This is a genomic window from Bradyrhizobium sp. AZCC 2230, assembly GCF_036924495.1.
In the GTDB taxonomy this organism is placed as follows: Bacteria; Pseudomonadota; Alphaproteobacteria; order Rhizobiales; family Xanthobacteraceae; genus Bradyrhizobium; species Bradyrhizobium rifense.
The window spans coordinates 8,810,772-8,832,110 of sequence record NZ_JAZHRS010000001.1; the positions used below are offsets into that span (position 1 = coordinate 8,810,772).

A 21,339-nucleotide genomic window follows, 5' to 3' on the forward strand; every position below is an offset into this window, starting at 1 on the left:
TATGGCTCGACCCGTCCGGTTGTCCCCCCGGACGGGTCTTTTCTTTTTGGGCGTCCGATTTCTTGAAGCGTGATGCGAGATCAGCTTGCGGTTGAGCCCGTCGGCGCGATCGTCGTGATGGGTCGGCGCCGGCGCGTGGCAAGTCCGCTATGCTTGCGTGAAGCTTGACTCGAAAAGCCCTGAAAACTCCGCACGACTACGGACTTTTGTGACGAGGGCCGTGTCGTTGCTGGACAAGTCAAAACTTTTCCACAAAATATTCATGTCGCTCCTAAATTGATTCGTGTGCGTTGCGTCGCGTCCGTATTTTCTCCTGACGGGCTGATTTATGACTCATCGCCACAGCGCGGCTGGAAGCCGCGAGCTTGCAACACGATGGTGCGCTCTCGCCGAACAGCGGCTGGAACATCTGTCCGAAATGTTCGAGACCGGACGCTGGCGCCGCTATCACAGCGAACTCGCATTCCTCGAAAACATCCAGGAAGCCAAGCGCGCGGTCCAGACCTGGCGCGCCCTTGCGAATGGCGGGGACGTCGCCGCGGCCGCCGCGAGCGTGACCTCCGCATTCGGCTGGTCGCCCGCGACCATGCCGCGCGTGTTTCCGCGCGAGCAGGCCCAGACCACGCAGCCCCAGACCTTGCAGCCCAAGGCCATGCAGCCCAAGGCCGTGCATATCGCGCCCGAGACCGCCGTTCCGGTCGGGCTCGAACCCACGCTGGACGTGCTCGCCGAGATCCTGGAGGCCCCGACCGCACCGGTCGCCCCGATTGCGCCGGTCGCTCCGCCTGCACCGGCCGTTCGGATGGCACCGGCCGCTCCGACCGCGCCAGTGGCGTCGATTGCCTCGTTCCTGCAGACCTTCTCGCCACCCGCCGCCGAAATCGTCGCGGCCCCCGAGCGCGTGGTCGAATTCACCTTCAGCCTCGACGGCATCGAGGCGAAGTACCCGCTGCTGCGGAATACGTTCTAGGGCCTGTCTTCGGAAGCCTCCGCGCCTTCTCCAACCCCGTCATCCTGAGGTGCTCTCCATGGGACGCAACGCGTCCTATGGAGAGCCTCGAAGGATGCACGGCCCATCTGCAGCCGTATCCGAGATCACTCTTTCGGCCTAGGCGCTCCCGCCCGCCGCCGAGCAAACTGGCGCACGGCCTTCCAATCCGACTGAATGAGCGCTTCCTTCTTGGCGCGGCTCCAGCCCTTCAGTTGCCGTTCGGCCGCGATGCCGTCCGTGATACGGTCGAAATATTCGGACCACACCAGAACGACCGGACGTCTCGAAAAGGTGTATCCCGGATAAGCACCGGCATTGTGCCCATCGACGCGCTTGGATGTGTCCTCACCGGTGGCGCTGCCAATGTAGAAAGAACCGTCCGCGCATCGCAGCATGTAGACATAGATGCCCACGACACCATCCTTCGAGGCTCCCCGGACGGTGCTGCGCACCGCCGGGCTCGCACCTCAGGATGACGGCCGCGTGCGTGTTGTCAATGCGCGATGAAGCAACTTTTGAGTGTGTCGTCGAATTTCGCGGTTTCCTAGAACTGAGCATTTCGATCCGTCATCCTGAGGTGCGAGCCAAGCGGCGCACCGGGCCGCTTGGAGAGCCTCGAAGGATGAACAGCCCGACTGCCACGGCCCTGCCTACTGCCGTACCGCGTTGCCGCCGACCATTACCTGCGCAAAGCGTTGGGCGCCGTCCGCTGACAGGTCCGCCGTGACGGCCCGCGCGTGATCGAGGCCGACCACGGCGCCGCGCGGAGTTTCCGAGATCATGTTGTTGTTGACGAGCGCGGTGCCCGCGCCCGGCACGACGGAGACGCCGACGCCGGCCAGCGCCTTGCGGATCACGTTGCCCGAGATCACGACGTCGCGCAGATATTTGCCCCAGCCGGCGACGATGCCGTAGGACGGCGCGTTCTCGATCACATTGCCGGTCACCGAGGTGTCGGCCTCGATATAGATGCCGACGCCGGCATTGTCGTCGGGTGCGGTCCCGATCGGCCGCTTCGGGATCAGGTTGCGGATGATGTTGCCCTGAACCACCGCGATGCGGCCGCCTTCGTTGAAATTGCAGACGGAGACGCCGACGGCGGCGCCATCCACAATGTTGTTGGCGATCACCGCGGCCTCGAACGCGAACTCGGAATAGAGCGCGACCTCGCGCACGTCGCTGACGCTGTTGCCTGATATGTGGATGTTCGAGGCCGAGTTGCCGCGCACGGCGGAGTAATCGCAATTCTTGATGCGATTGCCGCGCACGATCACGTTGCCGGCGCGGAAGGCGTTGATGGCGTTGCCGTACTGGCCGGAGCCGCCGGGGCCGGCCTTGATGTCCTCGATGCGATTGTCCGCGACCAGCGTGCCGTCATCGCCGATGGCGGTGCGCAGGATCTCGATGCCGTTGTCATTGGTGCCGACGATGGTGTTGCGGGACACGCTGAGGCCCCTGGCATCGAACGAGACCACCGCCGTCACAGCGATGTTGTTAAAAATGTTGCTGGAGATATCGCCCGCGACCTGCTCGAGCCAGATGCCGCTGCCGCCGGAACCGGTGATCTCGCAATCGGTGATGCGGACGTCGCGGCCGCCGAGGACATGGATCAGTCCGCGCCGCGTGGGCAGCGGAATGCCGCCGCCGTCGAAGGTGAGGCCGGTCAGTCCAATCGAGTCCGATCCGTCGCTCCGGATCGCAGACGCCCCGCCGGTGAAGATAAGCTTTGTCGCGCCGCGCACGCCGATCAGTTGCGCGCCATTCGGCAGCCGCAGCAGTCCGGTTCGGTAGTGTCCGGGCGGAAGCGCAAGCGGCATCTGCGCGCGCGAGGCCTCGTCGATCGCGCGCTGGAGCGCGCGCGTCTGATCTTCGCCGCTGCCGGGCCGCACGCCATATTGGGTCGCATCGCGGCCAAGCAGTGACGTCAGCGGCGCTGCGCGCGCGGCGTCAACAGGCATGGCGAGCGCACCGGCGATGCCGGCGGTCGAAGCTCCAATGAGATGACGGCGATTGAGGTCCATGACGCGTCCTTCGGCGGACGCGGGGGAGTCCGCGAGCGTTAGGTAGCGCAGGGCGGGGGAGCGCCGTGAGGATTGTTCGCGGTAGGGTTAAATGTTTACCGCAGCGGAGGTGCCGTAGGGTGGGCAAAGCGAAGCGTGCCCACCATTCTCGCTGCAAACGCTGACATGTGGTGGGTACGGCGCTTTGCGCCTTTGCCCACCCTACGAAACCTGAGTGTTCCGCCGCTTCCTCGCCAAACCCACCATCTCCATCAGCATCGCTTCCCCGGCATCCACCAATTCGTCCAGCGTAATCCGCGGCGCGCCCTTGCGCCGCACGGCGCCGCTGCGCGCGAGCAGGGGAATGTGGATGAACGCCGCGAGCCCCGGCCCGCCCGCCCTGACATTCTCGATCGCGCGCCAGCTGAGATAATTGCAGAGATAGGCGCCCGCGTCGCGCGAGGGCTGCGCATCGATGCCGGTGAGCCGCGCGGCGCGCAAGAGCCTTGCCGTGTGCGGGCCGAAGGTCATGGCGTCGGCATGGCCGGCGATGCCGCGCTTGCTCGAGCGGGTGTTGGCGGCATCGGGCCAGAGCATAGTGACGGCGTTGCGCGCGCGGCTCTCGATGCGCAGGTAAGGCGTGCGCGCGGCGAGGCCGAACATCAAGAGCGCATCCGGCCTCACTTTCGCCAGCACCTCCGGCAATTGCCGGTCCACCGCGGCGTAAGTCACCGGAAAGATATGGCGCGATAGCGCGACATCATCGAGCGCAGGGCGGCGCAATTGCGCCAGCCGCGCCACCAGCGGCTGGGTCGGATTATGCGGCGCGCCGGGAAACGGGCCGAAGCCGGTGAGGAGAATGCGGAGCTTGTCGCTCATTGCAGCAACTCCAATATCTGCCCGGCGGCGAGCGCCGGCGTGAGATGGCCGCCGGCCACTTCGGACTCGATCTTCCGGACCTTGGCCCGCACCGATGCCTCGCTGCGCAGCCGCGCCAGCATGCGCTGCTCCAGCATCGACCACATCCATTTCACCTGCTGGTCGCGCCGGCGCGCGGCGAACTCGCCGGATGCGTTCATGGCCGTGCGGTGTTCGAGGATCTTCTGCCAGAGCTCGCCAATGCCGGTGCCGGCCAGCGCCGAATAGGTTACGACCGGCGGGTGCCAATGTTCGGACCTCGGCGCCAGGATATGCAGCGCGCCGCGATAGTCGGCCGCGGTGATGTTGGCGCGCTTGAGATTGTCGCCGTCGGCCTTGTTGATCGCGATCATGTCGGCGAGCTCGACGAGGCCTTTCTTGATGCCCTGCAGCTCGTCGCCGCCGCCCGGCAGCATCAGCGCGAGGAAGAAATCGGTCATGTCGCAGACCGCGGTCTCGGACTGGCCGATGCCGACGGTCTCGACCAGCACGACGTCGAAGCCGGCGGCCTCGCACAGCAGCATCGCCTCGCGCGTCTTGGCCGCGACGCCGCCAAGCGTGCCTGACGACGGCGAGGGGCGGATGAAGGCATCGTCGGACGCCGACAACTGCGCCATCCGCGTCTTGTCGCCGAGGATCGAGCCGCCGCTGCGTGCCGAGGACGGATCGACCGCGAGCACCGCGACCTTTTTGCCCTGCTCGATCAGATAGGTCCCGAGCGCATCGATGGTGGTGGATTTGCCGACGCCGGGCGAACCGGTGATGCCGACGCGAACCGCCTTGCCGGTATCGGGCAGGAGCATCTGCACCAGCTCACGCGCCTGCGCCTGATGATCGCCGCGCCGGCTCTCCACCAGCGTGATGGCGCGCGCCAGCGCCGCGCGATGGCCGGCGCGGAGGTCGCGGGCAAGGGCGGTGATATTGATGGTCTTGCTATTGGTCATCATGGTCTTCGCATCCAGCCGCTAGCGGCCCGACATGCGAATGTGTCTTTCAGCGCAAGATTTCAATGGTGGAAGGTGGATTTGAACGATGTCCCAAACGATCTCGGCCTTCGTCATATGATAGGCGTGGCGCAGCAGGTTTCCGAAGTCGATCATCTTGCGCCAGTCGATCTCTGGCTCGGCCCGCTTTAGATCGTCGGGGATAAATCTCGACGCTTCGCAGATGATTTCGAGGAGACGTTCGATTGCCAGCCGGGTTGTTTTCTCGGCGACAAATTGATCCAACGTAAAGTCCCTCACGGCATTTTCGATGTCAGTGATGGCTTCCAGAATATCCCGCAGCCGGTCTTCCACGGTCGGCGGCATTCAGAAGACCTCGATCAGGTCATCCGCGATCCGCTCTGCCATGCGCGGTTTCAGCAAATCTCGCATCGATATTTGCACCCGAAGGTCGAGATGGTCTTCAATCAAGTGGAGAGCTTTGAAATAGTCAAATCGCGGCGATTCCTCGCGCGAAGTTGTCTCGACCAAGATGTCCAGATCGCTATCGGGCCGTGCGTCGCCGCGCGCACGGGATCCAAACAGGTACAGGCGCGTGATGCCCGAAGCCCTCAAGGCGGGTGCAAGCTCCCTCAGCTTCCCGACGAGCGTCTGGAGCGGAATGTCGACGACATCAGTCATAGCCCACATATTAGCACAGGGTCGTCAACCCGCCCAGCGCCGTCAGGGCCTGTTAGGCGCTCCAGCGGGCCAGGCGAGGTCAAAAGGATGATGCGGCGGTTTCCGCGTTGAGCACGAAACCTCAAGAGGCCTTGGCAAATCCGGCCGCCCTCATCGCCTGACCCATCTGGCTATCCGCCTGGTCCATGAAGGTCTCGAACTGACCGGCATCGCGCCAGACGGTGCCGAATCCGCGTCCGGTCATGAGGTCCTTGAATGCAGGGGAGTCGTATACCTTCTTCAAGGCGGCGGTCAGCGTGGCGGCGATGTCCGGAGGCAAGCCCTTGGGGCCGCCGATGCCGCGCCATGAGCTGGTGGAAAAATCGACGCCGAGCGTCTCCTTCAGCGTCGGGACGTCGGGGAAGATCGGATTGCGCGCGTGCGCCATGATCGCGAGGCTCCGGGCCCGGCCGGCCTCAAGGGTGGCGCGCGCCTCCGGCACCGAGCAGGTGGTGAGATCGAGGCTGCCCGCGACGAGATCCTGCATGGCCGGGGCTGCGCCATTCGACGCCGACCACGCAACCTGGTTTGCCGGCAATCCCATCGCCTGCATCCAGCCGACGAGGGCGAGATGCCAGATGCCGCCTTGTCCGGTGCCTGAAGCCTTGAACCGTCCCGGAGGCGCCAGCTTGATGGCATCCATCAGCTCCTTCACCGTCCTGTATGGCGATGACGCGGACACCTGGATGCCCGGCGGGTCCTCGTTCACCAGCGCCAGCGGCGTAAAATTCCGTGGCGTCAGCTGCGTCAGGGCTTGCCAATGCAGCATCGCTATTTCCACGGTCAGCATGCCGATCGTGTAGCCATCCGGCGCTGCGGCTGCGATCTCGGCGTGGCCGACGGCGCCGGATCCGCCGGTGCGATTGACGACGTTGAACGGCTGGCCGAGCTCCTTCTCCAGCAGCGTCGCGACGATGCGCGCAGTCGCATCCGAGCCGCCGCCCGCACCCCACGGCACGATCAAGGTCACCGGCCGCGCCGGATAGGCTTGCGCGCGCGCGGGCGAGAGGAGGGCGGACGTGGCGGCGGCCACCGAAGAGGCCGCGAAAATGCGGCGCGTGATTCCTGGCATCAATGATCCCGGCGGCCCTCGGGAATCGGGCTCGTCAATGCAATATGCTACGCGGCTTTGCATGGATGTCGCAAGCGGCCGCCCGACGGCGCCGTGAGCAACGGCAACTTACTGCTGCTCGTCAGCGTCGCCCTTTGGCCGCGCACCGCCGAAGATGCGTGCACCCTCCGGCGTGAGATAGGGCTTCAATGTCTCCCACGGAATGAATGCGACATACTGGCCCTCGGCGTAGGGGCCGACCGCATAGGGTGGGTAGTGGAAGGTGAGGCCGGAGCTCTTGCCTGCTTCGGTCGACGGCGCGAGCGTCGCGGCGCCGATCTTGAGCAGGCTCGGTGTGAGGCCCTTGAACCATTCCTCGGTCGCGGTCTCGCTGGTGTCGCGCTTCTTCTTCTCGATTCTGAGCGAGGCGATCACGGCCTTCATCATCGCCTTCATGGTCGGCCCATTGTCGGCGGTCTCAGTGAAGAACGGGCGGATCGAGATGCGCTTGCTCTCGGACTTGTCCCACAGGACCGTGTTCACGTCCGAATTGGGATGTGCGCCATGGGTGTCCATGTAGTCGTCTCGCAGGACGCTGACATAGCGGTCGGCAACCACCGAGCGGATCGAATATTTGCGCTCGAAATCCCAGCCGCCGTCCTTGAAGAATTGCGGATCCTGCTTGCGCGAGCTGGCTGCGTCGGCTGCGTTCTTGTCCAGCCACTTCTTGCCTTCGGCCAGGCAATCGGCCGCCAGCGCCGTGTCGGCCTTGATCTTGTCGTCGAGGAAGACACGCGCCTCGATGTTCCTGTTCTTGATGACGGCGTCGGACTTTGCATCGGCCGCGAGAGAGGGGGAGGCAAGGGCGATCGCAGCGACGGCAGAAAGCATCGCGAGCAATCCTGCGCGCACATTTGCACGATGATATGTCACTTCAATATCCATCAATTTTGCATCCGATCGCCGTCGACGCGTTCGGACATCAGCGTGAGCGTAATGATCGCAAGATGAACCGGCGCAGAACGCGCGGTGCCAACACCAACACGTGAAGATTGGTCGCAACAGCTCGCCTGCCGGTTTGATACGGGGAGCCCAAGGGGCGGCGGAATTACTCCGCCGCCTCGCTATGCCCGAGCCGGGCATTCAGCTTGCGGATCAGCTCCTCGGCCGCTTCCGCGATCACCGTGCCCGGGGGGAAGATCGCTTCGGCGCCGGCGGCATAGAGCGCGTCGTAATCCTGCGGCGGCACGACGCCGCCGATGATGATCATGATGTCCTCGCGGCCCTGCTTCTTCAGCGCAGCCTTGAGTTCAGGAACAGCGGTCAGATGGGCGGCGGCGAGCGAGGAAACGCCGAGGATGTGGACGTCGTTCTCGACGGCCTGGCGCGCGGCTTCGTCGGCGGTGGCAAACAGCGGCCCGATGTCGACGTCGAAGCCGATATCCGCGAAGGCAGAGGCGATCACCTTCTGGCCGCGGTCGTGGCCGTCCTGGCCGATCTTTGCGACCAGGATGCGCGGGCGGCGGCCCTCGGCCTCCTCGAAGGCGTCGATCAGCGCCTGAACCTTCTCGACCCGGTTACCCATGGTGGACGCCTCCCGCTTGTAGACGCCGGTGATGGATTTGATCTCGGCGCGGTGCCGGCCGAACACTTTCTCCATTGCGTCAGAGATTTCGCCAACGGTTGCCTTGGCCCGTGCCGCGTCGATCGCGAGCGCGAGCAGATTGCCGTTGCCTTCGCCGGCCGAGCGCGTCAGTGCGGCGAGCGCGGCCTCGACGTCCTTCTGGCTGCGCTCTGATTTCAGCCGTGTCAGCTTGTCGATCTGAAGCCGGCGTACGTTGGTGTTGTCGACCTTGAGGATGTCGATGGCGGCTTCGTCGGTCGGCTTGTACTTGTTGACGCCGATCACCGCCTGCTTGCCGGCATCGATCCGGGCCTGCGTCTTGGCAGAGGCTTCTTCGATGCGCAGCTTGGGCACACCAGCCTCGATGGCCTTGGCCATGCCGCCGAGCTCCTCGACCTCCTGGATGTGGCCCCAGGCCTTCGCGGCGAGATCGCGCGTCAGCCGCTCGACATAATACGAGCCGCCCCAGGGATCGATGATGCGCGTGGTGCCGCTCTCCTGCTGGAGGAAGAGCTGCGTGTTGCGGGCGATGCGCGCCGAAAAGTCGGTCGGCAGCGCCAGCGCTTCGTCGAGCGCGTTGGTGTGCAGCGATTGGGTATGGCCTTGCGTCGCCGCCATCGCCTCCACCGTCGTGCGCATCACGTTGTTGAAGACGTCTTGCGCGGTCAGCGACCAGCCCGAGGTTTGGCTATGCGTGCGCAGCGACAGCGAGCGCGGATCCTTTGGATTAAAGGGTTTCAGCAGCTTCGCCCACAGCAGCCGCGCGGCGCGCAGCTTGGCGACTTCCATGAAGAAGTTCATGCCGATCGCCCAGAAGAACGACAGCCGCGGCGCGAAGCGGTCGACATCCAGGCCTGCGGCAAGACCGGCACGCAGATATTCGACGCCATCTGCGAGCGTATAGGCAAGCTCGAGATCCTGCGTCGCGCCGGCTTCCTGCATGTGGTAGCCGGAGATCGAGATCGAATTGTACTTGGGCATCTTCTGCGAGGTGTAAGCGAAGATGTCCGAGATGATCCGCATCGAGGGCGCAGGCGGATAAATGTAGGTGTTGCGCACCATGAACTCTTTCAGAATGTCGTTCTGAATGGTGCCCGACAGCTTTTCCGGCGCGACGCCCTGTTCGCCGGCGGCGGCGACGTACAGCGCGAGGATCGGCAGCACCGCGCCGTTCATGGTCATGGACACGCTCATCTGGTCGAGCGGAATCCCGGCAAACAGCGTGCGCATGTCGTAGATGGAATCGATCGCGACTCCGGCCATGCCGACGTCACCGCCGACGCGCGGATGATCAGAGTCATAGCCGCGATGGGTGGCGAGATCGAAGGCGACCGAAAGGCCCTTCTGTCCCGCAGCCAGATTGCGTCGGTAGAACGCATTGGAATCCTCCGCCGTGGAGAAGCCGGCATATTGCCGCACCGTCCAGGGCTGGTTGACATACATGGTCGGGTAAGGGCCGCGCAGGAACGGCGCGATGCCCGGATAGGTCTCGAGGAAATCGAGCCCGGCCAGATCAGCCTCGCCATAGGCGGGCTTTACGAGAATGCCCTCCGGCGTCAGCCACGGCTCGGCGCTGCCTGACGGTGCGGTGGTTGCGGTCCGCTCGAAGGCGACATCGGCGAAATTGGGAATGCGGGTCATTCCTTGGATTCCTCAAACCTGCGGTGATGCTCGATCAGCCTCTGCAAATTCTTCTTGTAAGCGGGATCATCCGACCGGTTCTCAGTCATCATGCCGGTCCCGCTCCACAGAAGCCGGGCGAGCAGCTTCCCGACGTTCGCCTTCCACTCTATCAAGCCTAGCAGCATTTCTCCCAGCGCCTGAAGCATGGCATAGCCTATCACGGGTTGACTTCAATCATGATCCGGATGCTGATGGCTGACGATGGTCGCCATCTTCTCCGGTCCGTAATTCTGCTGCGTGGTCTGACTCGGCAGGTTGGCGACGCCGACCACCCAGCCGAGGCGGGATTCGCTTCCATATTGCCGCGTCGGCACCAGCCTGTCCGGCCGATCAAATGCGCCGGTCATGATCTCGATCCGGTCGCCGTCGATGCGGCCGAAGCTGAGTGGCGTGCCGCAGGCGGCGCAATAGCCGCGGTCGGCGATCGAGGACGAGCGGAAGAACGACGGCTCGCCCTTGGTCCAGGCGAAATCCGTGCGGTTGATGTCGGCGAATGAGGCGAACGGCGCGCCGCTCGCCTTCTGGCACATCCGGCAATGGCAGATCGACACCTTGTTCGGCGCCGCCGAAATCGCAAAGCGGATCGCGCCGCATTGGCAGCCGCCGGTGAGAACGGGTTTGCTGACGTCGGTCATGCCTGCTCCATCCGCAAATAAGCGTCCTGCAACGTGGTGAGCGCATCGCCGCCGGCAAACACAAAGCCGATGACACCGGCTGCGCGCAGGGTCGCCTCGGCCTCAGCCGGACGGCCTGCGAGATAGATATGTCGTGCGCCCGCCGTTTGCAGGGCCTTTGCCGCGGCCTCGGCGTGTTCCGCATAGACCTTGTCGCTGGAACAGAGGCAGGCGAGCGCGGCGCCGGAGGCCTTGAAGGCAGCGGCCAGCTTGGTGGGATCGCCAAAACCCTCGCTGTCGACGGCCAAAATGCCGCCGGCCTCGAAGAAGCTTTTTGCGAATGTCGCGCGCGCGGTGAAATCGGCAGCCGTGCCGAGATTGGCCAGGAACACGCTGGGCCGTGTTCCGCGCGCCTTCAGCGCCGCATCGGATTTGTCGCGCAGCGCCTCGAACGGCGCGGCGAGGCGCATCGGCACCAGCGCATCGAACTTGAACTTCTGCTCGCCATAAGGTGCGAGCGCGATGGGCGTAGCTTTCAGCACCGTCGTCTCGCGCTCGTGCAAGTTCGGAAACTCGCTGGCACCGGTCAGCACGTCACGGCGCCTGGCAATGTTGGCGTCACGTGCTTTCCGTGCGGCTGCGACCTTGCCTTGGAACAGACCCTGCTGAAGCGACGCGAAGGCGCCTCCGGCTTTCTCGCTCTCCTGGAACAGCGCCCAGGCGGCGTCGCAGAGCTGTGCAGTGAGCGTCTCGATTCCGCCGGAGCCTGCTGCGGGATCGCTGACCTTGGCCAGATTGCTCTCTTCCAGAAGCAGAAGTTGCGTGTTGCGTGCCGCGCGGCGCGCGAACGGATCGGGCAGCCCAAGCGCGAGCGTGTGCGGCAGCACCGTGATCGCATTGGCGCCGGCGAGCCCGGCCGCAAATGTCGCCATGGTTGCACGCAGCATGTTCACGTAGGGGTCGCGCTGCGTCAGCATGCGCCAGGCCGTGTCGGCGGCAACGAACAGTGGTTTTGGCGTCAACCCGCACGCCGTCTCGATGCACGCCCACAGCAACCGCAGCGCGCGGAACTTTGCCATGGTCAAAAACTGATCGGCATCGGCCGCTAGTCGCGCATACACCATACTCTGCGCCTGCTCGAGCGGAACGCCGGCGCTCTCGATCGCGCGCAAATAGGCGACGCCGCAGGCGAGCACGAAGGCAAGCTCCTGCATCTCGGAGCCGCCGGCATCGTGGATCACGCGTCCATCAGCCGAGGCGAACGGTCCCTGGAAGCCCAGCGCTGCAAGGCCCTTGATACCACCAGTGACGGCGGGAACGATCTCCTCCCAGCTATAGGGGCTGTTGCCCCACACCGCGCAGGCCGCAAGCGGATCGAGCCCGAAGCGGATATCGCAGGCGGCGGGATCAATGCCCCTGCTCTTCACATATTCCGCGACATGGATCGCCGCCATCCGCGATTGCGGACCGACCTGGAGCTCGATGCCGATGCCGGCATCAAGATGAATGTCCTTCAAGACCTTCGCGACCGCGTCGGCCGTCGGTTCCAGGCCGAAACCGTGACTGCCATTGCCGCCGGCGAACACCAGCGAAAGTCCCGTGGCGCCGTTCTCCAGATCCGTCAGCGCTTGTGCATTCGCGGCCGCCGCATCCGGATGGTCGATCCGCTGCATGATCTGCCATGGCGCGGCCGCCGGCCGTCCCACCACGGGCGCAGCACCCTTGGCGCGCGGATAGAGCGGCTCGATCCTCACGCCGTCATAGGTCTTGCCGACCAGCTTCTCGAACGGCGCGCCCTTCAGCACACCGTCGACCAGCTTGCGCCAGTCCGCGTCCGTCGCCTTGGGAAAATCGGCCGCCAGCGGCAGATTGTCAGTCACGGAGGTCATACGGCCAGGAGCTCCCAAAACGTCGCGTTATACGCAGGCGAAATTGCCACGGCCGGTCCTCCCTGCAAACGGTTGTTTTTGGTTAACCGGTATCCGAAAGCCGCTCAATGCCTTGCGTCGAGACGCTGGCGAGGCCGTCACGCACACGGATGCCCGAGATCACGCGGTCGGGCGCGATTTCGGCCAGCGGCACCAGCACGAAGGCGCGCTCGAACAGCCGCGGATGCGGCAGTATCAAATCGGATACTTGCAGGCTGACGTCGCCATAGGCGATCATGTCGAGATCGAGCGTGCGCGGACCCCAGCGCCGGTCCTTGTCGCGCGTGCGGCCGAACTTCTGCTCGACTTTCTGCATGACGAACAAGAGCGCGTGCGGATCGAGGTCGGTCTCGATCTCGACGCAGGCATTGATGAAGGGATCCTGGTCCTCGTCGCCCCAGGGCGGCGTGGTATAGTCCGACGAACGCGCGATCACCGCGGCTTGCGCCATGCCGCAGATATGGGCGATCGCCTTGCGGAATGTCGCGCGGACATCGCCGACATTGCCGCCGAGTGCGATCAGCACGCTCGCCATGTCAGGGGTGCCGCGAACGGGTCAGCATGATGCCGACATCGTCGAAGATCGCGGCGATCGGCGCATGCGGCTTGTGCACGGTGATCTTCACGGCGCGGATGCGCGGGAAGTGCGACAGGATCGCGTCGGCGACGGCGCCCGCCGCGCGCTCCAGCAGCTTGTAATTGGTGTTCTTGAACGCCGCCGTCGTGGTCGCCACCACGTCGGCATAGGAGACGGTATCGGCGAGGCGGTCGCTGCGCGACGGCTCCGACAGGTCGGTGTAGAGCTCGAGGTCGATGACGAAGCGCTGGCCGACTTCGGTTTCGTGATCCATCACGCCATGGCGTGCATGGATCGACAGGCCGGTGACGAAGATCGTATCGGTCATTGCTTGCTCTCGATTGCGTTGGCGACCCGCAGGGCCTGCAAGGTCTCGGCGACGTCATGAGTCCGGATGATCTTCGCGCCCTTTTGGGCTGCGATCAGATGCGCGGCGATCGAGCCGGCGAGCCGCTCCTTCGGCTCCGACGGCGACACGGACGCGATGAAACGCTTGCGCGAGGCGCCAACGAGGATTGGCAGGCCGAATATGTCGAGCTCGTGCAGCCGCGCCAGCGCGATCATGCTCTGCTCGGCTGTCTTGCCGAAGCCGATGCCGGGATCCAGCACGATTTTTTCGCGCGCGATGCCGGCCTTCGCGGCGATGTCGAGCGAGCGCAGGAAGAACGCCTTCATGTCCGCGACGATGTCGATGGTGGAATCCACGCTGTCGCGGTTGTGCATGACGATGACGGGGACGCCTCTTGCAGCGACCACCGGCGCCATATCGGCATCGCGCTGCAACCCCCAGACGTCGTTGGCGATGGCCGCGCCCCGGTCGAGTGCGAAGGCCACGACCTCCGCCTTCATGCTGTCGATCGATACGGGGACGCCGAGCGCGACGATATCAGGTAGCACCGGCTTCAGCCGGGCAAGCTCGTCCGCCGCTGTCACCGGCTGGGCGCCCTTGTAGGGCCGGGTGGACTCGGCACCGATATCGATGATGTCGACGCCGGCCTCGATCATCGCCCGCGCCCGTGCCAGCGCCTGGTTCGGTGCGATGAAATCGCCGCCGTCGGAAAAGGAATCCGGCGTCACGTTGAGCACGCCCATCACCGCCGGCAGAGGCCGTTCCAGCAGTGTCCGCAGCGCATCTAGCCCGGCCGAGCCGGCCGGCGGGACGGATGGGGAGGGCGAGGCATTCATGCGCGTGGCTTTGCGCGGTCGGGGAGGGGGAGTCAAGACGGGAGAGGGGCGCAAATGCGCCACTCTGTAACCGTCACCCTGAGGTGGCCGCTTCTTCAGCGGCCCTCGAAGGGCGACGGCCCGGCTCTCTCGGTGTAGAGGTAGCGTGGCCGTGCATCCTTCGAGGCTCCCCCTGCGACGCTACGCGCCGCACGTCTCGCACCTCAGGATGACGGGGAGAGTTTGCGCCCTAATACGTAATCTTCGGCGACAGCTTCCTGGCCTTGGCGATGATATCGCCGACCGACTTCTCCGACGGCAGGATGCGGACGAGCTTCCTGCGATCGTTGGCCTCGCGCATGCTCTGCGCCAATCTTGCCGGATTCCGATAAGCGAGCTCGCGCACGGTGGTGACGCCGGCGGCGCGGACCAGGCCGACCTTGGCCCGGCCCATGCCGGGAATGCGCATGTAGTCGGAGACGTTGGCCCACTCCAAGAGCTGCTGCTCGCTGATGCCGGTCTTGGCCGAGAGCGCCTTGCGGCCCTTGGCGGTGCTCGCTGCTTCCAGCAGCGCGTCGGTGGTGCGGATTCCCTGCGCCTTCAACTTGTTGGCGGCAAAGGCCGGCAGGCCCTCAATCTCGGAGATCGGATATGTCATGATACTCAATATGAAATGCGTCGCTCAGGCGAACTGGCTGAGGCCCGGCGTGCCCGCGATGATCTTGCCCATCTGATCCGCTCCGATTTTGTCTCGACCGAACCGAAAAAGTTCACGGGCAATCGTCTGAATGTCGGACATGCCAAGCCCAAGGCCCATCAGGCGCGTGCCGACGGCCATCAGGCCGCCGCCCATCAGCCGCGACAGTCCGCCGCCGCTCTTGGACGCTTCGATCGCCCCTTCTGCACCAGGGATATGGTCGATCAGGGCCTGCACGCTGTCGGAAGGACCTTCACTGCGGAGGAATCCCAGAATAATGCCGACGGTCTTTTCAGCGACAGCACTATCTATGCTGGCGTTTGTCGCCAGCCGTCCGATCAGCTCGTCCATATGGGCCTGCCCCTCAGCCGGTTCACATGCCGGAGATTATTTTCGAAAAATGATCTTGAGCCGGTGCGATGTGAAATACAAGCGATGAACGCACGCAAGTTCCGATTCATTCGCGAAGACGCGAAAAGTGTTGCAGCGATGCAAGATCAAAGAAGGAATTCGTGAGAAATTGCCGCGGTGCGAATGCATCGCTCCGACTTTCAGCGCATGCCGCGTGCGCTTTCTCCGACAATGTCGCATGTCGGTGCCGCCTTGAACGGTTTCAATCGGCTTGCGACATGCGTTAAACTACGGAACTGGTGGGCTCGAGTTTCAATACGCGAAACAAACAATAGAGAGAATGATGACGGCGCAGGACAACAAGCTCGGCGATACCGACGACAAGATCTTCGTCGGCAAGGGAGACGAGCAGGCCTGGCTGACGCTGGCGCTCGCCAATCGCCATGGCCTCGTCACCGGCGCGACCGGAACGGGCAAGACGGTCACGCTGCAGGTGATGGCGGAAGGATTTGCGCGGGCCGGTGTTCCGGTATTCGCTGCCGACATCAAGGGCGACCTCTCCGGCATCTCCGAGGTCGGGGAGGCAAAGGACTTCATCGTCAAGCGCGCCACCGAGATGGGGCTGACGTTCCAGCCCGACCGGTTCTCGACGGTGTTCTGGGATGTGTTCGGCGAGCAGGGCCATCCGGTGCGGGCCACCATCACCGAGATGGGGCCGCTGCTGCTGGCGCGCATGCTCGATCTCAACGACGTGCAGGAAGGCGTGCTCAACGTCGCCTTCCGCGTTGCCGACGACAACGGTCTCGCTCTGATCGACATGAAGGATCTGCGGGCATTGCTCGACGCGATCGTGCCTGACAGCGGCAAGAAGGGACCGGACGCGGACGACGATCCGCTCGGGCCGATCCGGAAAGCCGCGCAAGGGTTCGGCAACGTCACCAAGGCCACCGTCGGCACCATCCAGCGCCAGCTCCTGGTGCTGGAGAACCAGGGCGCCACCAAATTCTTCGGCGAGCCGGCCCTGACCCTGAAGGACTTCATGAAGACCGACCGCGACGGCCGCGGCATGGTCAACATCCTCGTTGCCGACAAGCTGATGCAGAGCCCACGGCTTTACGCGACATTCCTGCTGTGGATGCTGTCAGAGCTGTTCGAGGAATTACCCGAGGTCGGCGACCTTCCCAAGCCCAAGCTGGTGTTCTTCTTCGACGAGGCGCATCTGTTGTTCAACGACGCGCCCAAGGCGCTGATGGACAAGATCGAGCAGGTGGTCCGCCTGATCCGCTCCAAGGGGGTCGGCGTCTATTTCGTCACGCAAAACCCGATCGACGTGCCCGATCGCGTGCTCGGGCAAATGGGCAACCGGGTGCAGCATGCGTTGCGCGCCTTCACGCCGCGCGACCAGAAGGCGGTCGCGGCTGCGGCCCAGACCTTCCGGCCCAACCCGAAGCTCGACACCGCCAAGGTGATCATGGAGCTCGGCAAGGGCGAGGCGCTGGTGTCGTTTCTCGAAGGCAATGGCACGCCGGCAATGGTCGAGCGCGTGCTGATCCGCCCGCCGTCGGCCCGCATCGGGCCGATCAGCCCGGAGGAGCGCAAGGCGATCATGGATGCGAGCCCGGTGAAGGGCAAATACGACACCGCGATCGATTCCGAGTCCGCCTATGAGATCCTCCAGAAGCGCATCGCCGGCACCGCGGCGCCGGCCGACGGCCAGGCGGGTGCAGGCGGTGGCGGCATCCTCGGCCAGATCGGCTCGATCGTCGGCACCATCTTCGGCACCAACACCGGACGTAACCGGCTGACGACGGGACAGCGCATCGCGCGCGACGTCACGCGCACGGTCGCCGGCAAGGTGGTCGGCGGCGTCGTGGCCGATCTCGGCAAATCGGTCGGCGGCCAGCTCGGCGGTTCGGTCGGTCGCGCGCTCGTCCGCGGCGCGCTCGGCGGATTGCTGCGAAGGTAGGCAGACTGCCCGGTTGCGGGCCAGTGGTCCGCCACGGTGGCGCGGGAATCGGGGTCTTTGCAAGGCACAAATTCGGGTGAGGGGGACTCTCCAAGCGTCCGTCGGTCTGCTACGTGCTATTTGTTTCCGACAGGACATCATGTGACTCTATCGAATCCATCAGATAAGCCCGGCGCGCTCCGAACTCTCTCACTGCGCGCGCCGCTCGACCTGCTCTTCCTGGTCTGCTGCTTGATCCTGACCGCGGATGTCCTCGGTCCGGAGATCTTCGGCCGCGGCAAGACCAAGGACTACTCGCTGTGGTACTGGGCCGGGCAGCAGGTGCTGCATGGCGGCGCGCTCTATCCCATCGATATGGATCGCCCGTTCGAGTTCATCTATCCGCCGCTGCCGGCAATCCTGCTGGCGATCCCGAGTTGGTTCGGCAAGATCCCGCTCTATGTTGTTCTGTCGATCCTCAATGCGGTGGCGTGGTTTTCCACGGGCGTTCTCTCCAATGCCATGACCGGCTCGGACCGCAAGCCGGGCCCGTGGCTCGAAGCGCTGCCGGCGATCGCCACCGTGACCTTCGTGTTCGACATGTTCGATCTCGGCCAGCCGAACCTCGTTCTGCTGGCGATGATGCTCTACGGTTTCTGGAGCCTCCAGCATCGGCGGTCCTGGTTGGCAGGCTTCATGTTCGCCCTCGCCACCGCCATCAAGGTGTTTCCAATCGCCGTGCTGCCTTATCTGGTTTGGCGGAGGCAGTGGGCGGCCGCCGTCAGCATGATCGCCTTCATCGGCGTCCTGCTCTACGTGGTGCCGGCGCCGATCCGTGGCTTCGAGCGTAACGCGGCCGAGCTCAAAACCTGGTACCAGGGCATGGTCGGCTCGAGTTCGGAAAAGGGCTTTGGCCAGCGCGACGAGCAGAATTGGTCGTGGGTCAACCAGTCCATCATCGCGGTGACGCACCGGCTGGTCCGGCCGATCAACTACAATCTGGAGGATCCCAGCAAGCCGGTGCGCACGATGAATATCATCGACGTCGATTACAAGACGGCGAACTGGATCGTGCTCGCGGTATCGGTGTTGCTGGGGCTCGGCTTTATTGCGGTCATGCCGCGGCAAGCGCAGCGAACGGCGCGATCGGACGCCGAGGAGCTCGGCATCCTGTTCTGCCTGATGACGGTCGCCTCACCGTTGGCGCGACAATATTACTTCATGTGGCTGTTCCTGCCGTTCACGGTGCTGATGCATCGGGCCGCCTTCGACCTGCGGCCGAATGTGCGGCTGGGAACCTGGCTCGCGCTTGCCGCTGTCGGCATTCTCATGCTGCTGTCGCTGCCGCCGTTCCCCAACACCATCCAGGCCTGGGGCAACAACCTCATCGCCACGGCGGTCCTCGCCGTTACGCTCGCCTGGCACATCCGGCATCCGCCGGTTGCGGCTAGCTCCAAGGCCGCGGCAGGGCTAAAACCACGACCATCTTGAGCCTCGAAAAGTGGGACATCCGACCATGGCCAATGCGCAGCTCCAATCCGTGCTCGACCACATCGACAAGGACTTCGATAACAGCCTCGAGCGCCTGTTCTCGCTGTTGCGGATCAAATCGATTTCCGCGGATCCGGCCTATGCCGGGGATTGCAAGGCGGCGGCCGAGCATCTGGCCAAGGACATCGCGAGCATCGGCGTTGCGACCGAGGTCAGGCCGACCGCCGGCCATCCTGCCGTCGTCGGCAAGTCCAAGGGGAGCGACACGGCGGACGACAAGGCGGGCGGAAGGCCGCACGTGATCTTCTACGGCCATTACGACGTGCAGCCGGTCGATCCGCTCGAGCTCTGGCACCGTCCGCCGTTCGAGCCCGCCGTCGCCGATCATGCCGACGGCCGCAAGATCATCGTCGCGCGCGGCGCCGAGGACGACAAGGGCCAGGTGATGACCTTCGTCGAGGCCTGCCGCGCCTGGAAGAAAGTCACGGGCTCGCTACCGATCGACGTCACCTTCCTGATCGAAGGCGAGGAGGAGGTCGGCTCCAAGAACTTCGTGCCGTTCGTCGAGGCCAACAAGGACGAGTTCAAGGCCGATTACGTGCTGGTCTGCGACACCGGCATGTGGGACCCGGAGACGCCGGCGATCACGACGGCGCTGCGCGGCCTGGTCTATGAAGAGGTGAAGATCACCGCCGCCAGCCGCGATCTGCATTCCGGCGTGTTCGGCGGCACGGCGATGAACCCGATCCGCGTGCTGACCAAAATCCTCGGCGGACTGTTCGACGACGACAACCACATCACCATTCCCGGCTTCTATGACGGCGTGAAGGACACGCCGCCGGAGATTCTGGAGCAGTGGAAGAAGCTCAACTTCACGCCGGACTCGTTTCTCAAGCCGGTCGGTCTGTCGATCCCGGCCGGCGAAAAGGGGCGGCTGATGGTCGAGCAGGCCTCCACTCGTCCGACCTGCGACGTCAACGGCATCTGGGGCGGCTATATCGGCGAGGGCTCCAAGACGGTGATCCCGTCGCATGCCTCGGCAAAAGTCTCGTTCCGGCTGGTCCAGGGGCAGGACCCCCAGAAGATCCGCAAGGCCTTCCGCGACTACGTGACCGCCCGGATTCCGGGCGATTGCAAGGTCGCGTTCGGCGACCATTCCTCAGCACCTGCCGTTGCGCTCGACTGGAACATGAAGCCGCTTGCCGCCGCGAGGCAGGCGCTGACCGAGGAATGGGGCAAGGAGACCGTGCTGATGGGCTCCGGCGCCTCGATCCCGATCGTCGCCGATTTCAAGCGCGCGCTTGGGCTGGACTCGCTGCTCGTCGGCTTTGGCCTGGACGACGATAACATCCACTCGCCGAACGAGAAGTACGATCTGCGCAGCTTCCAGAAGGGCATCCGCTCCTGGGCGCGGATCCTCGCGGCGCTGGCGGACGTGAAGTAGACGGTGCCGTAGGGTGGGCAAAGGCGCGCAGCGCCGTGCCCACCATCGCTCAGTGATGACGAAAAAAGAAGACGTGGGCACGCTTCGCTTTGCCCACCCTACGGCTCCGTTTCCGTAACGAGACCTTGCAAATAAAAACGCCGCCCGGAATTGGGCGGCGTTTCATGCCGAAATGTGTAGAGGGTGTTGACGGCTAGTCTACACCAAACTCCGTAGATCTCAAGAGCGGTAGCCCGGCAGCTCGCGGTCGAGCTTGCGCAGCAGCGGCGGCCACACCAGGTTGGTCGCGCGCAGCTCGGCGCGGTCGCGGTTGGCGAGCAGCTCGGTGTTCTTCTCGATCGCGATTTCCTCGACCGGATAGACCGGCGTGCCCAGCGCGCGGGTGCGCACCTGCATCGAGCAGGCGCGCTCGAGATGGTACATGCGCTCGAAGGCGGAAGCGACCGAGCGGCCGACGGTCAGCGTGCCGTGGTTGCGCAGGAGCATGTGGTTGTGGTCGCCGAGATCCTTCTGCAGCCGCGGCCGCTCGTCGTGATCGAGCGCGATGCCCTCATAGTCGTGATAGGCGAGGTCGTGGGTGACGAGCTGCGCGGTCTGGTTCAGCGGCAGCAGGCCTTCGGCGCTGCTCGACACCGCGGTGCCGTCCAGCGTGTGGAGATGCAGCACGCAGATCGCGTCCTCACGCACCTCGTGGATCGCCGAATGGATGGTGAAGCCGGCCGGGTTGATGCTGTATTCGCTCTCGCTGAGCTGGTTGCCGTGCAGATCGACCTTGACCAGGCTTGAGGCCGTGATCTCGTCGAACATCAGCCCATAGGGGTTGATCAGGAAGTGATGGTCGGGGCCGGGCACGCGCGCGGAGATGTGGGTGTCGACCAGATCGTCCCAGCCGTACAGCGAGACGAGACGATAGCAGGCGGCGAGATTGACCCGTTGCTGCCACTCGACCTCCGTCATGTTCGACGGTACTTCCTTCAGGCGCGCTTCCGCTGGTGACATGGCAAATCTCTCCGAACCTCGTTGTTGCGGGGAGGGAGCCTAGTCTCGGGTGAGGTCGGCAGCAAGGCGGTCAAATCGCAAGCAGCCAAGCGTAGCCCGCATGGAGCGCAGCGTAATGCGGGGCTGTGACAAAGATCCCGCATTTCGCGGAGCCTGTCATCGGGCGGCGCTTCGCGCCGACCCGTTGGCTCCATCCGG

The 21,339-nt window shown here is 64.5% G+C and carries 22 protein-coding genes; 4 read left to right on the forward strand and 18 right to left on the reverse strand.

The annotated features are described in order from the left end of the window. The first annotated feature begins 328 nt into the window (after positions 1-328). Positions 329-970 (forward strand): TIGR03809 family protein, encoded by a 642-nt coding sequence (locus V1280_RS41880; protein ID WP_334536692.1) that lies wholly within the window; start codon positions 329-331, stop codon positions 968-970. A 125-nt stretch (positions 971-1,095) separates the two neighbouring features. Here V1280_RS41880 and V1280_RS41885 read toward each other — a convergent pair whose 3' ends face one another. The 17 genes from V1280_RS41885 to V1280_RS41965 all read right to left on the reverse strand — a co-directional run bounded on the left by V1280_RS41885 (position 1,096) and on the right by V1280_RS41965 (position 15,262). Beyond that, on the reverse strand, positions 1,096-1,404 hold the full coding sequence (locus tag V1280_RS41885) for a GIY-YIG nuclease family protein (protein WP_334536694.1): 309 nt from the start codon (positions 1,402-1,404) through the stop codon (positions 1,096-1,098). A gap of 237 nt (positions 1,405-1,641) precedes the next feature. After that, positions 1,642-3,012, reverse strand: a complete 1,371-nt coding sequence (locus V1280_RS41890; RefSeq protein ID WP_334536696.1) for a TIGR03808 family TAT-translocated repetitive protein — start codon at positions 3,010-3,012, stop codon at positions 1,642-1,644. A gap of 201 nt (positions 3,013-3,213) precedes the next feature. Continuing rightward, the gene (locus tag V1280_RS41895) at positions 3,214-3,870 is read right to left on the reverse strand and encodes a pyroglutamyl-peptidase I (protein ID WP_334536698.1); all 657 of its coding nucleotides are present in this window, start codon (positions 3,868-3,870) and stop codon (positions 3,214-3,216) included. Beyond that, positions 3,867-4,853, reverse strand: a complete 987-nt coding sequence (gene meaB, locus V1280_RS41900; RefSeq protein ID WP_334538562.1) for a methylmalonyl Co-A mutase-associated GTPase MeaB — start codon at positions 4,851-4,853, stop codon at positions 3,867-3,869. Before meaB ends, V1280_RS41895 begins: the two co-directional genes overlap by 4 nt. Positions 4,854-4,874: 21 nt before the next feature. Then, positions 4,875-5,219, reverse strand: a complete 345-nt coding sequence (locus V1280_RS41905) for a HepT-like ribonuclease domain-containing protein (protein ID WP_334536700.1) — start codon at positions 5,217-5,219, stop codon at positions 4,875-4,877. Beyond that, complete coding sequence (locus V1280_RS41910) at positions 5,220-5,534, reverse strand: nucleotidyltransferase family protein (RefSeq protein WP_334536702.1); 315 nt, start codon at positions 5,532-5,534, stop codon at positions 5,220-5,222. Positions 5,535-5,655: 121 nt separating this feature from the next. After that, positions 5,656-6,645 (reverse strand): tripartite tricarboxylate transporter substrate binding protein, encoded by a 990-nt coding sequence (locus V1280_RS41915; protein WP_334536704.1) that lies wholly within the window; start codon positions 6,643-6,645, stop codon positions 5,656-5,658. A 108-nt stretch (positions 6,646-6,753) separates the two neighbouring features. Beyond that, a complete protein-coding gene (locus V1280_RS41920; protein WP_334536706.1) occupies positions 6,754-7,515 on the reverse strand; it encodes an RsiV family protein in 762 nt (253 codons plus the stop codon). A gap of 217 nt (positions 7,516-7,732) precedes the next feature. Further along, the gene (scpA, locus tag V1280_RS41925; RefSeq protein ID WP_334536707.1) at positions 7,733-9,889 is read right to left on the reverse strand and encodes a methylmalonyl-CoA mutase; all 2,157 of its coding nucleotides are present in this window, start codon (positions 9,887-9,889) and stop codon (positions 7,733-7,735) included. After that, positions 9,886-10,077, reverse strand: a complete 192-nt coding sequence (locus V1280_RS41930; RefSeq protein WP_334536708.1) for a hypothetical protein — start codon at positions 10,075-10,077, stop codon at positions 9,886-9,888. Before V1280_RS41930 ends, scpA begins: the two co-directional genes overlap by 4 nt. A gap of 24 nt (positions 10,078-10,101) precedes the next feature. After that, positions 10,102-10,566 (reverse strand): GFA family protein, encoded by a 465-nt coding sequence (locus V1280_RS41935; protein ID WP_334536710.1) that lies wholly within the window; start codon positions 10,564-10,566, stop codon positions 10,102-10,104. Next, complete coding sequence (locus V1280_RS41940) at positions 10,563-12,434, reverse strand: methylmalonyl-CoA mutase subunit beta (RefSeq protein ID WP_334536711.1); 1,872 nt, start codon at positions 12,432-12,434, stop codon at positions 10,563-10,565. The genes V1280_RS41935 and V1280_RS41940 overlap by 4 nt, the downstream gene beginning before the upstream one ends. Before the next feature lie 82 nt (positions 12,435-12,516). Next, positions 12,517-13,008 (reverse strand): 2-amino-4-hydroxy-6-hydroxymethyldihydropteridine diphosphokinase, encoded by a 492-nt coding sequence (gene folK, locus V1280_RS41945; protein WP_334536712.1) that lies wholly within the window; start codon positions 13,006-13,008, stop codon positions 12,517-12,519. Between the two features lies 1 nt (position 13,009). Beyond that, positions 13,010-13,378, reverse strand: a complete 369-nt coding sequence (gene folB, locus V1280_RS41950; protein ID WP_027533885.1) for a dihydroneopterin aldolase — start codon at positions 13,376-13,378, stop codon at positions 13,010-13,012. After that, positions 13,375-14,235: a dihydropteroate synthase gene (folP, locus tag V1280_RS41955; protein WP_334536715.1), complete on the reverse strand. Its 861-nt coding sequence runs from the start codon at positions 14,233-14,235 to the stop codon at positions 13,375-13,377. Before folP ends, folB begins: the two co-directional genes overlap by 4 nt. 229 nt (positions 14,236-14,464) lie before the next feature. Continuing rightward, on the reverse strand, positions 14,465-14,872 hold the full coding sequence (locus tag V1280_RS41960) for a DUF4332 domain-containing protein (RefSeq protein ID WP_148776501.1): 408 nt from the start codon (positions 14,870-14,872) through the stop codon (positions 14,465-14,467). Between the two features lie 24 nt (positions 14,873-14,896). Next, a complete protein-coding gene (locus tag V1280_RS41965; protein ID WP_334536716.1) occupies positions 14,897-15,262 on the reverse strand; it encodes a DUF2267 domain-containing protein in 366 nt (121 codons plus the stop codon). A 343-nt stretch (positions 15,263-15,605) separates the two neighbouring features. Here V1280_RS41965 and V1280_RS41970 point away from each other — a divergent pair, with 343 nt between their 5' ends. The 3 genes from V1280_RS41970 to V1280_RS41980 all read left to right on the forward strand — a co-directional run bounded on the left by V1280_RS41970 (position 15,606) and on the right by V1280_RS41980 (position 20,142). Then, positions 15,606-17,228: a helicase HerA-like domain-containing protein gene (locus tag V1280_RS41970; protein WP_334538563.1), complete on the forward strand. Its 1,623-nt coding sequence runs from the start codon at positions 15,606-15,608 to the stop codon at positions 17,226-17,228. Between the two features lie 141 nt (positions 17,229-17,369). Further along, the gene (locus tag V1280_RS41975; protein ID WP_334536717.1) at positions 17,370-18,698 is read left to right on the forward strand and encodes a glycosyltransferase family 87 protein; all 1,329 of its coding nucleotides are present in this window, start codon (positions 17,370-17,372) and stop codon (positions 18,696-18,698) included. Positions 18,699-18,723: 25 nt separating this feature from the next. Then, positions 18,724-20,142 carry a M20/M25/M40 family metallo-hydrolase gene (locus V1280_RS41980; protein WP_334536718.1) on the forward strand — a complete coding sequence of 473 codons (1,419 nt, stop codon included), beginning with the start codon at positions 18,724-18,726 and terminating at the stop codon, positions 20,140-20,142. Positions 20,143-20,361: 219 nt separating this feature from the next. On the opposite strand, the gene V1280_RS41985 is transcribed toward V1280_RS41980, so the two are convergent. Continuing rightward, positions 20,362-21,141: a class II aldolase/adducin family protein gene (locus V1280_RS41985; protein WP_200468899.1), complete on the reverse strand. Its 780-nt coding sequence runs from the start codon at positions 21,139-21,141 to the stop codon at positions 20,362-20,364. Between the last annotated feature and the right edge of the window lie 198 nt (positions 21,142-21,339).

What these genes read in the sequence shown, in the direction of transcription:
- V1280_RS41930 (WP_334536708.1), bottom strand. Translation starts at nt 10,077, where the DNA reads ATGCTTCAGGCGCTGGGAGAAATGCTGCTAGGCTTGATAGAGTGGAAG.
- V1280_RS41880 (WP_334536692.1), top strand. Translation starts at nt 329, where the DNA reads ATGACTCATCGCCACAGCGCGGCTGGAAGCCGCGAGCTTGCAACACGA.
- V1280_RS41915 (WP_334536704.1), bottom strand. Translation starts at nt 6,645, where the DNA reads ATGCCAGGAATCACGCGCCGCATTTTCGCGGCCTCTTCGGTGGCCGCC.
- V1280_RS41910 (WP_334536702.1), bottom strand. Translation starts at nt 5,534, where the DNA reads ATGACTGATGTCGTCGACATTCCGCTCCAGACGCTCGTCGGGAAGCTG.
- V1280_RS41985 (WP_200468899.1), bottom strand. Translation starts at nt 21,141, where the DNA reads ATGTCACCAGCGGAAGCGCGCCTGAAGGAAGTACCGTCGAACATGACG.
- folB (WP_027533885.1), bottom strand. Translation starts at nt 13,378, where the DNA reads ATGACCGATACGATCTTCGTCACCGGCCTGTCGATCCATGCACGCCAT.
- V1280_RS41940 (WP_334536711.1), bottom strand. Translation starts at nt 12,434, where the DNA reads ATGACCTCCGTGACTGACAATCTGCCGCTGGCGGCCGATTTTCCCAAG.
- V1280_RS41970 (WP_334538563.1), top strand. Translation starts at nt 15,606, where the DNA reads ATGACGGCGCAGGACAACAAGCTCGGCGATACCGACGACAAGATCTTC.
- folP (WP_334536715.1), bottom strand. Translation starts at nt 14,235, where the DNA reads ATGAATGCCTCGCCCTCCCCATCCGTCCCGCCGGCCGGCTCGGCCGGG.
- V1280_RS41905 (WP_334536700.1), bottom strand. Translation starts at nt 5,219, where the DNA reads ATGCCGCCGACCGTGGAAGACCGGCTGCGGGATATTCTGGAAGCCATC.
- V1280_RS41935 (WP_334536710.1), bottom strand. Translation starts at nt 10,566, where the DNA reads ATGACCGACGTCAGCAAACCCGTTCTCACCGGCGGCTGCCAATGCGGC.
- V1280_RS41980 (WP_334536718.1), top strand. Translation starts at nt 18,724, where the DNA reads ATGGCCAATGCGCAGCTCCAATCCGTGCTCGACCACATCGACAAGGAC.
- meaB (WP_334538562.1), bottom strand. Translation starts at nt 4,853, where the DNA reads ATGACCAATAGCAAGACCATCAATATCACCGCCCTTGCCCGCGACCTC.
- V1280_RS41965 (WP_334536716.1), bottom strand. Translation starts at nt 15,262, where the DNA reads ATGGACGAGCTGATCGGACGGCTGGCGACAAACGCCAGCATAGATAGT.
- folK (WP_334536712.1), bottom strand. Translation starts at nt 13,008, where the DNA reads ATGGCGAGCGTGCTGATCGCACTCGGCGGCAATGTCGGCGATGTCCGC.
- scpA (WP_334536707.1), bottom strand. Translation starts at nt 9,889, where the DNA reads ATGACCCGCATTCCCAATTTCGCCGATGTCGCCTTCGAGCGGACCGCA.
- V1280_RS41920 (WP_334536706.1), bottom strand. Translation starts at nt 7,515, where the DNA reads ATGCTTTCTGCCGTCGCTGCGATCGCCCTTGCCTCCCCCTCTCTCGCG.
- V1280_RS41895 (WP_334536698.1), bottom strand. Translation starts at nt 3,870, where the DNA reads ATGAGCGACAAGCTCCGCATTCTCCTCACCGGCTTCGGCCCGTTTCCC.
- V1280_RS41890 (WP_334536696.1), bottom strand. Translation starts at nt 3,012, where the DNA reads ATGGACCTCAATCGCCGTCATCTCATTGGAGCTTCGACCGCCGGCATC.
- V1280_RS41960 (WP_148776501.1), bottom strand. Translation starts at nt 14,872, where the DNA reads ATGACATATCCGATCTCCGAGATTGAGGGCCTGCCGGCCTTTGCCGCC.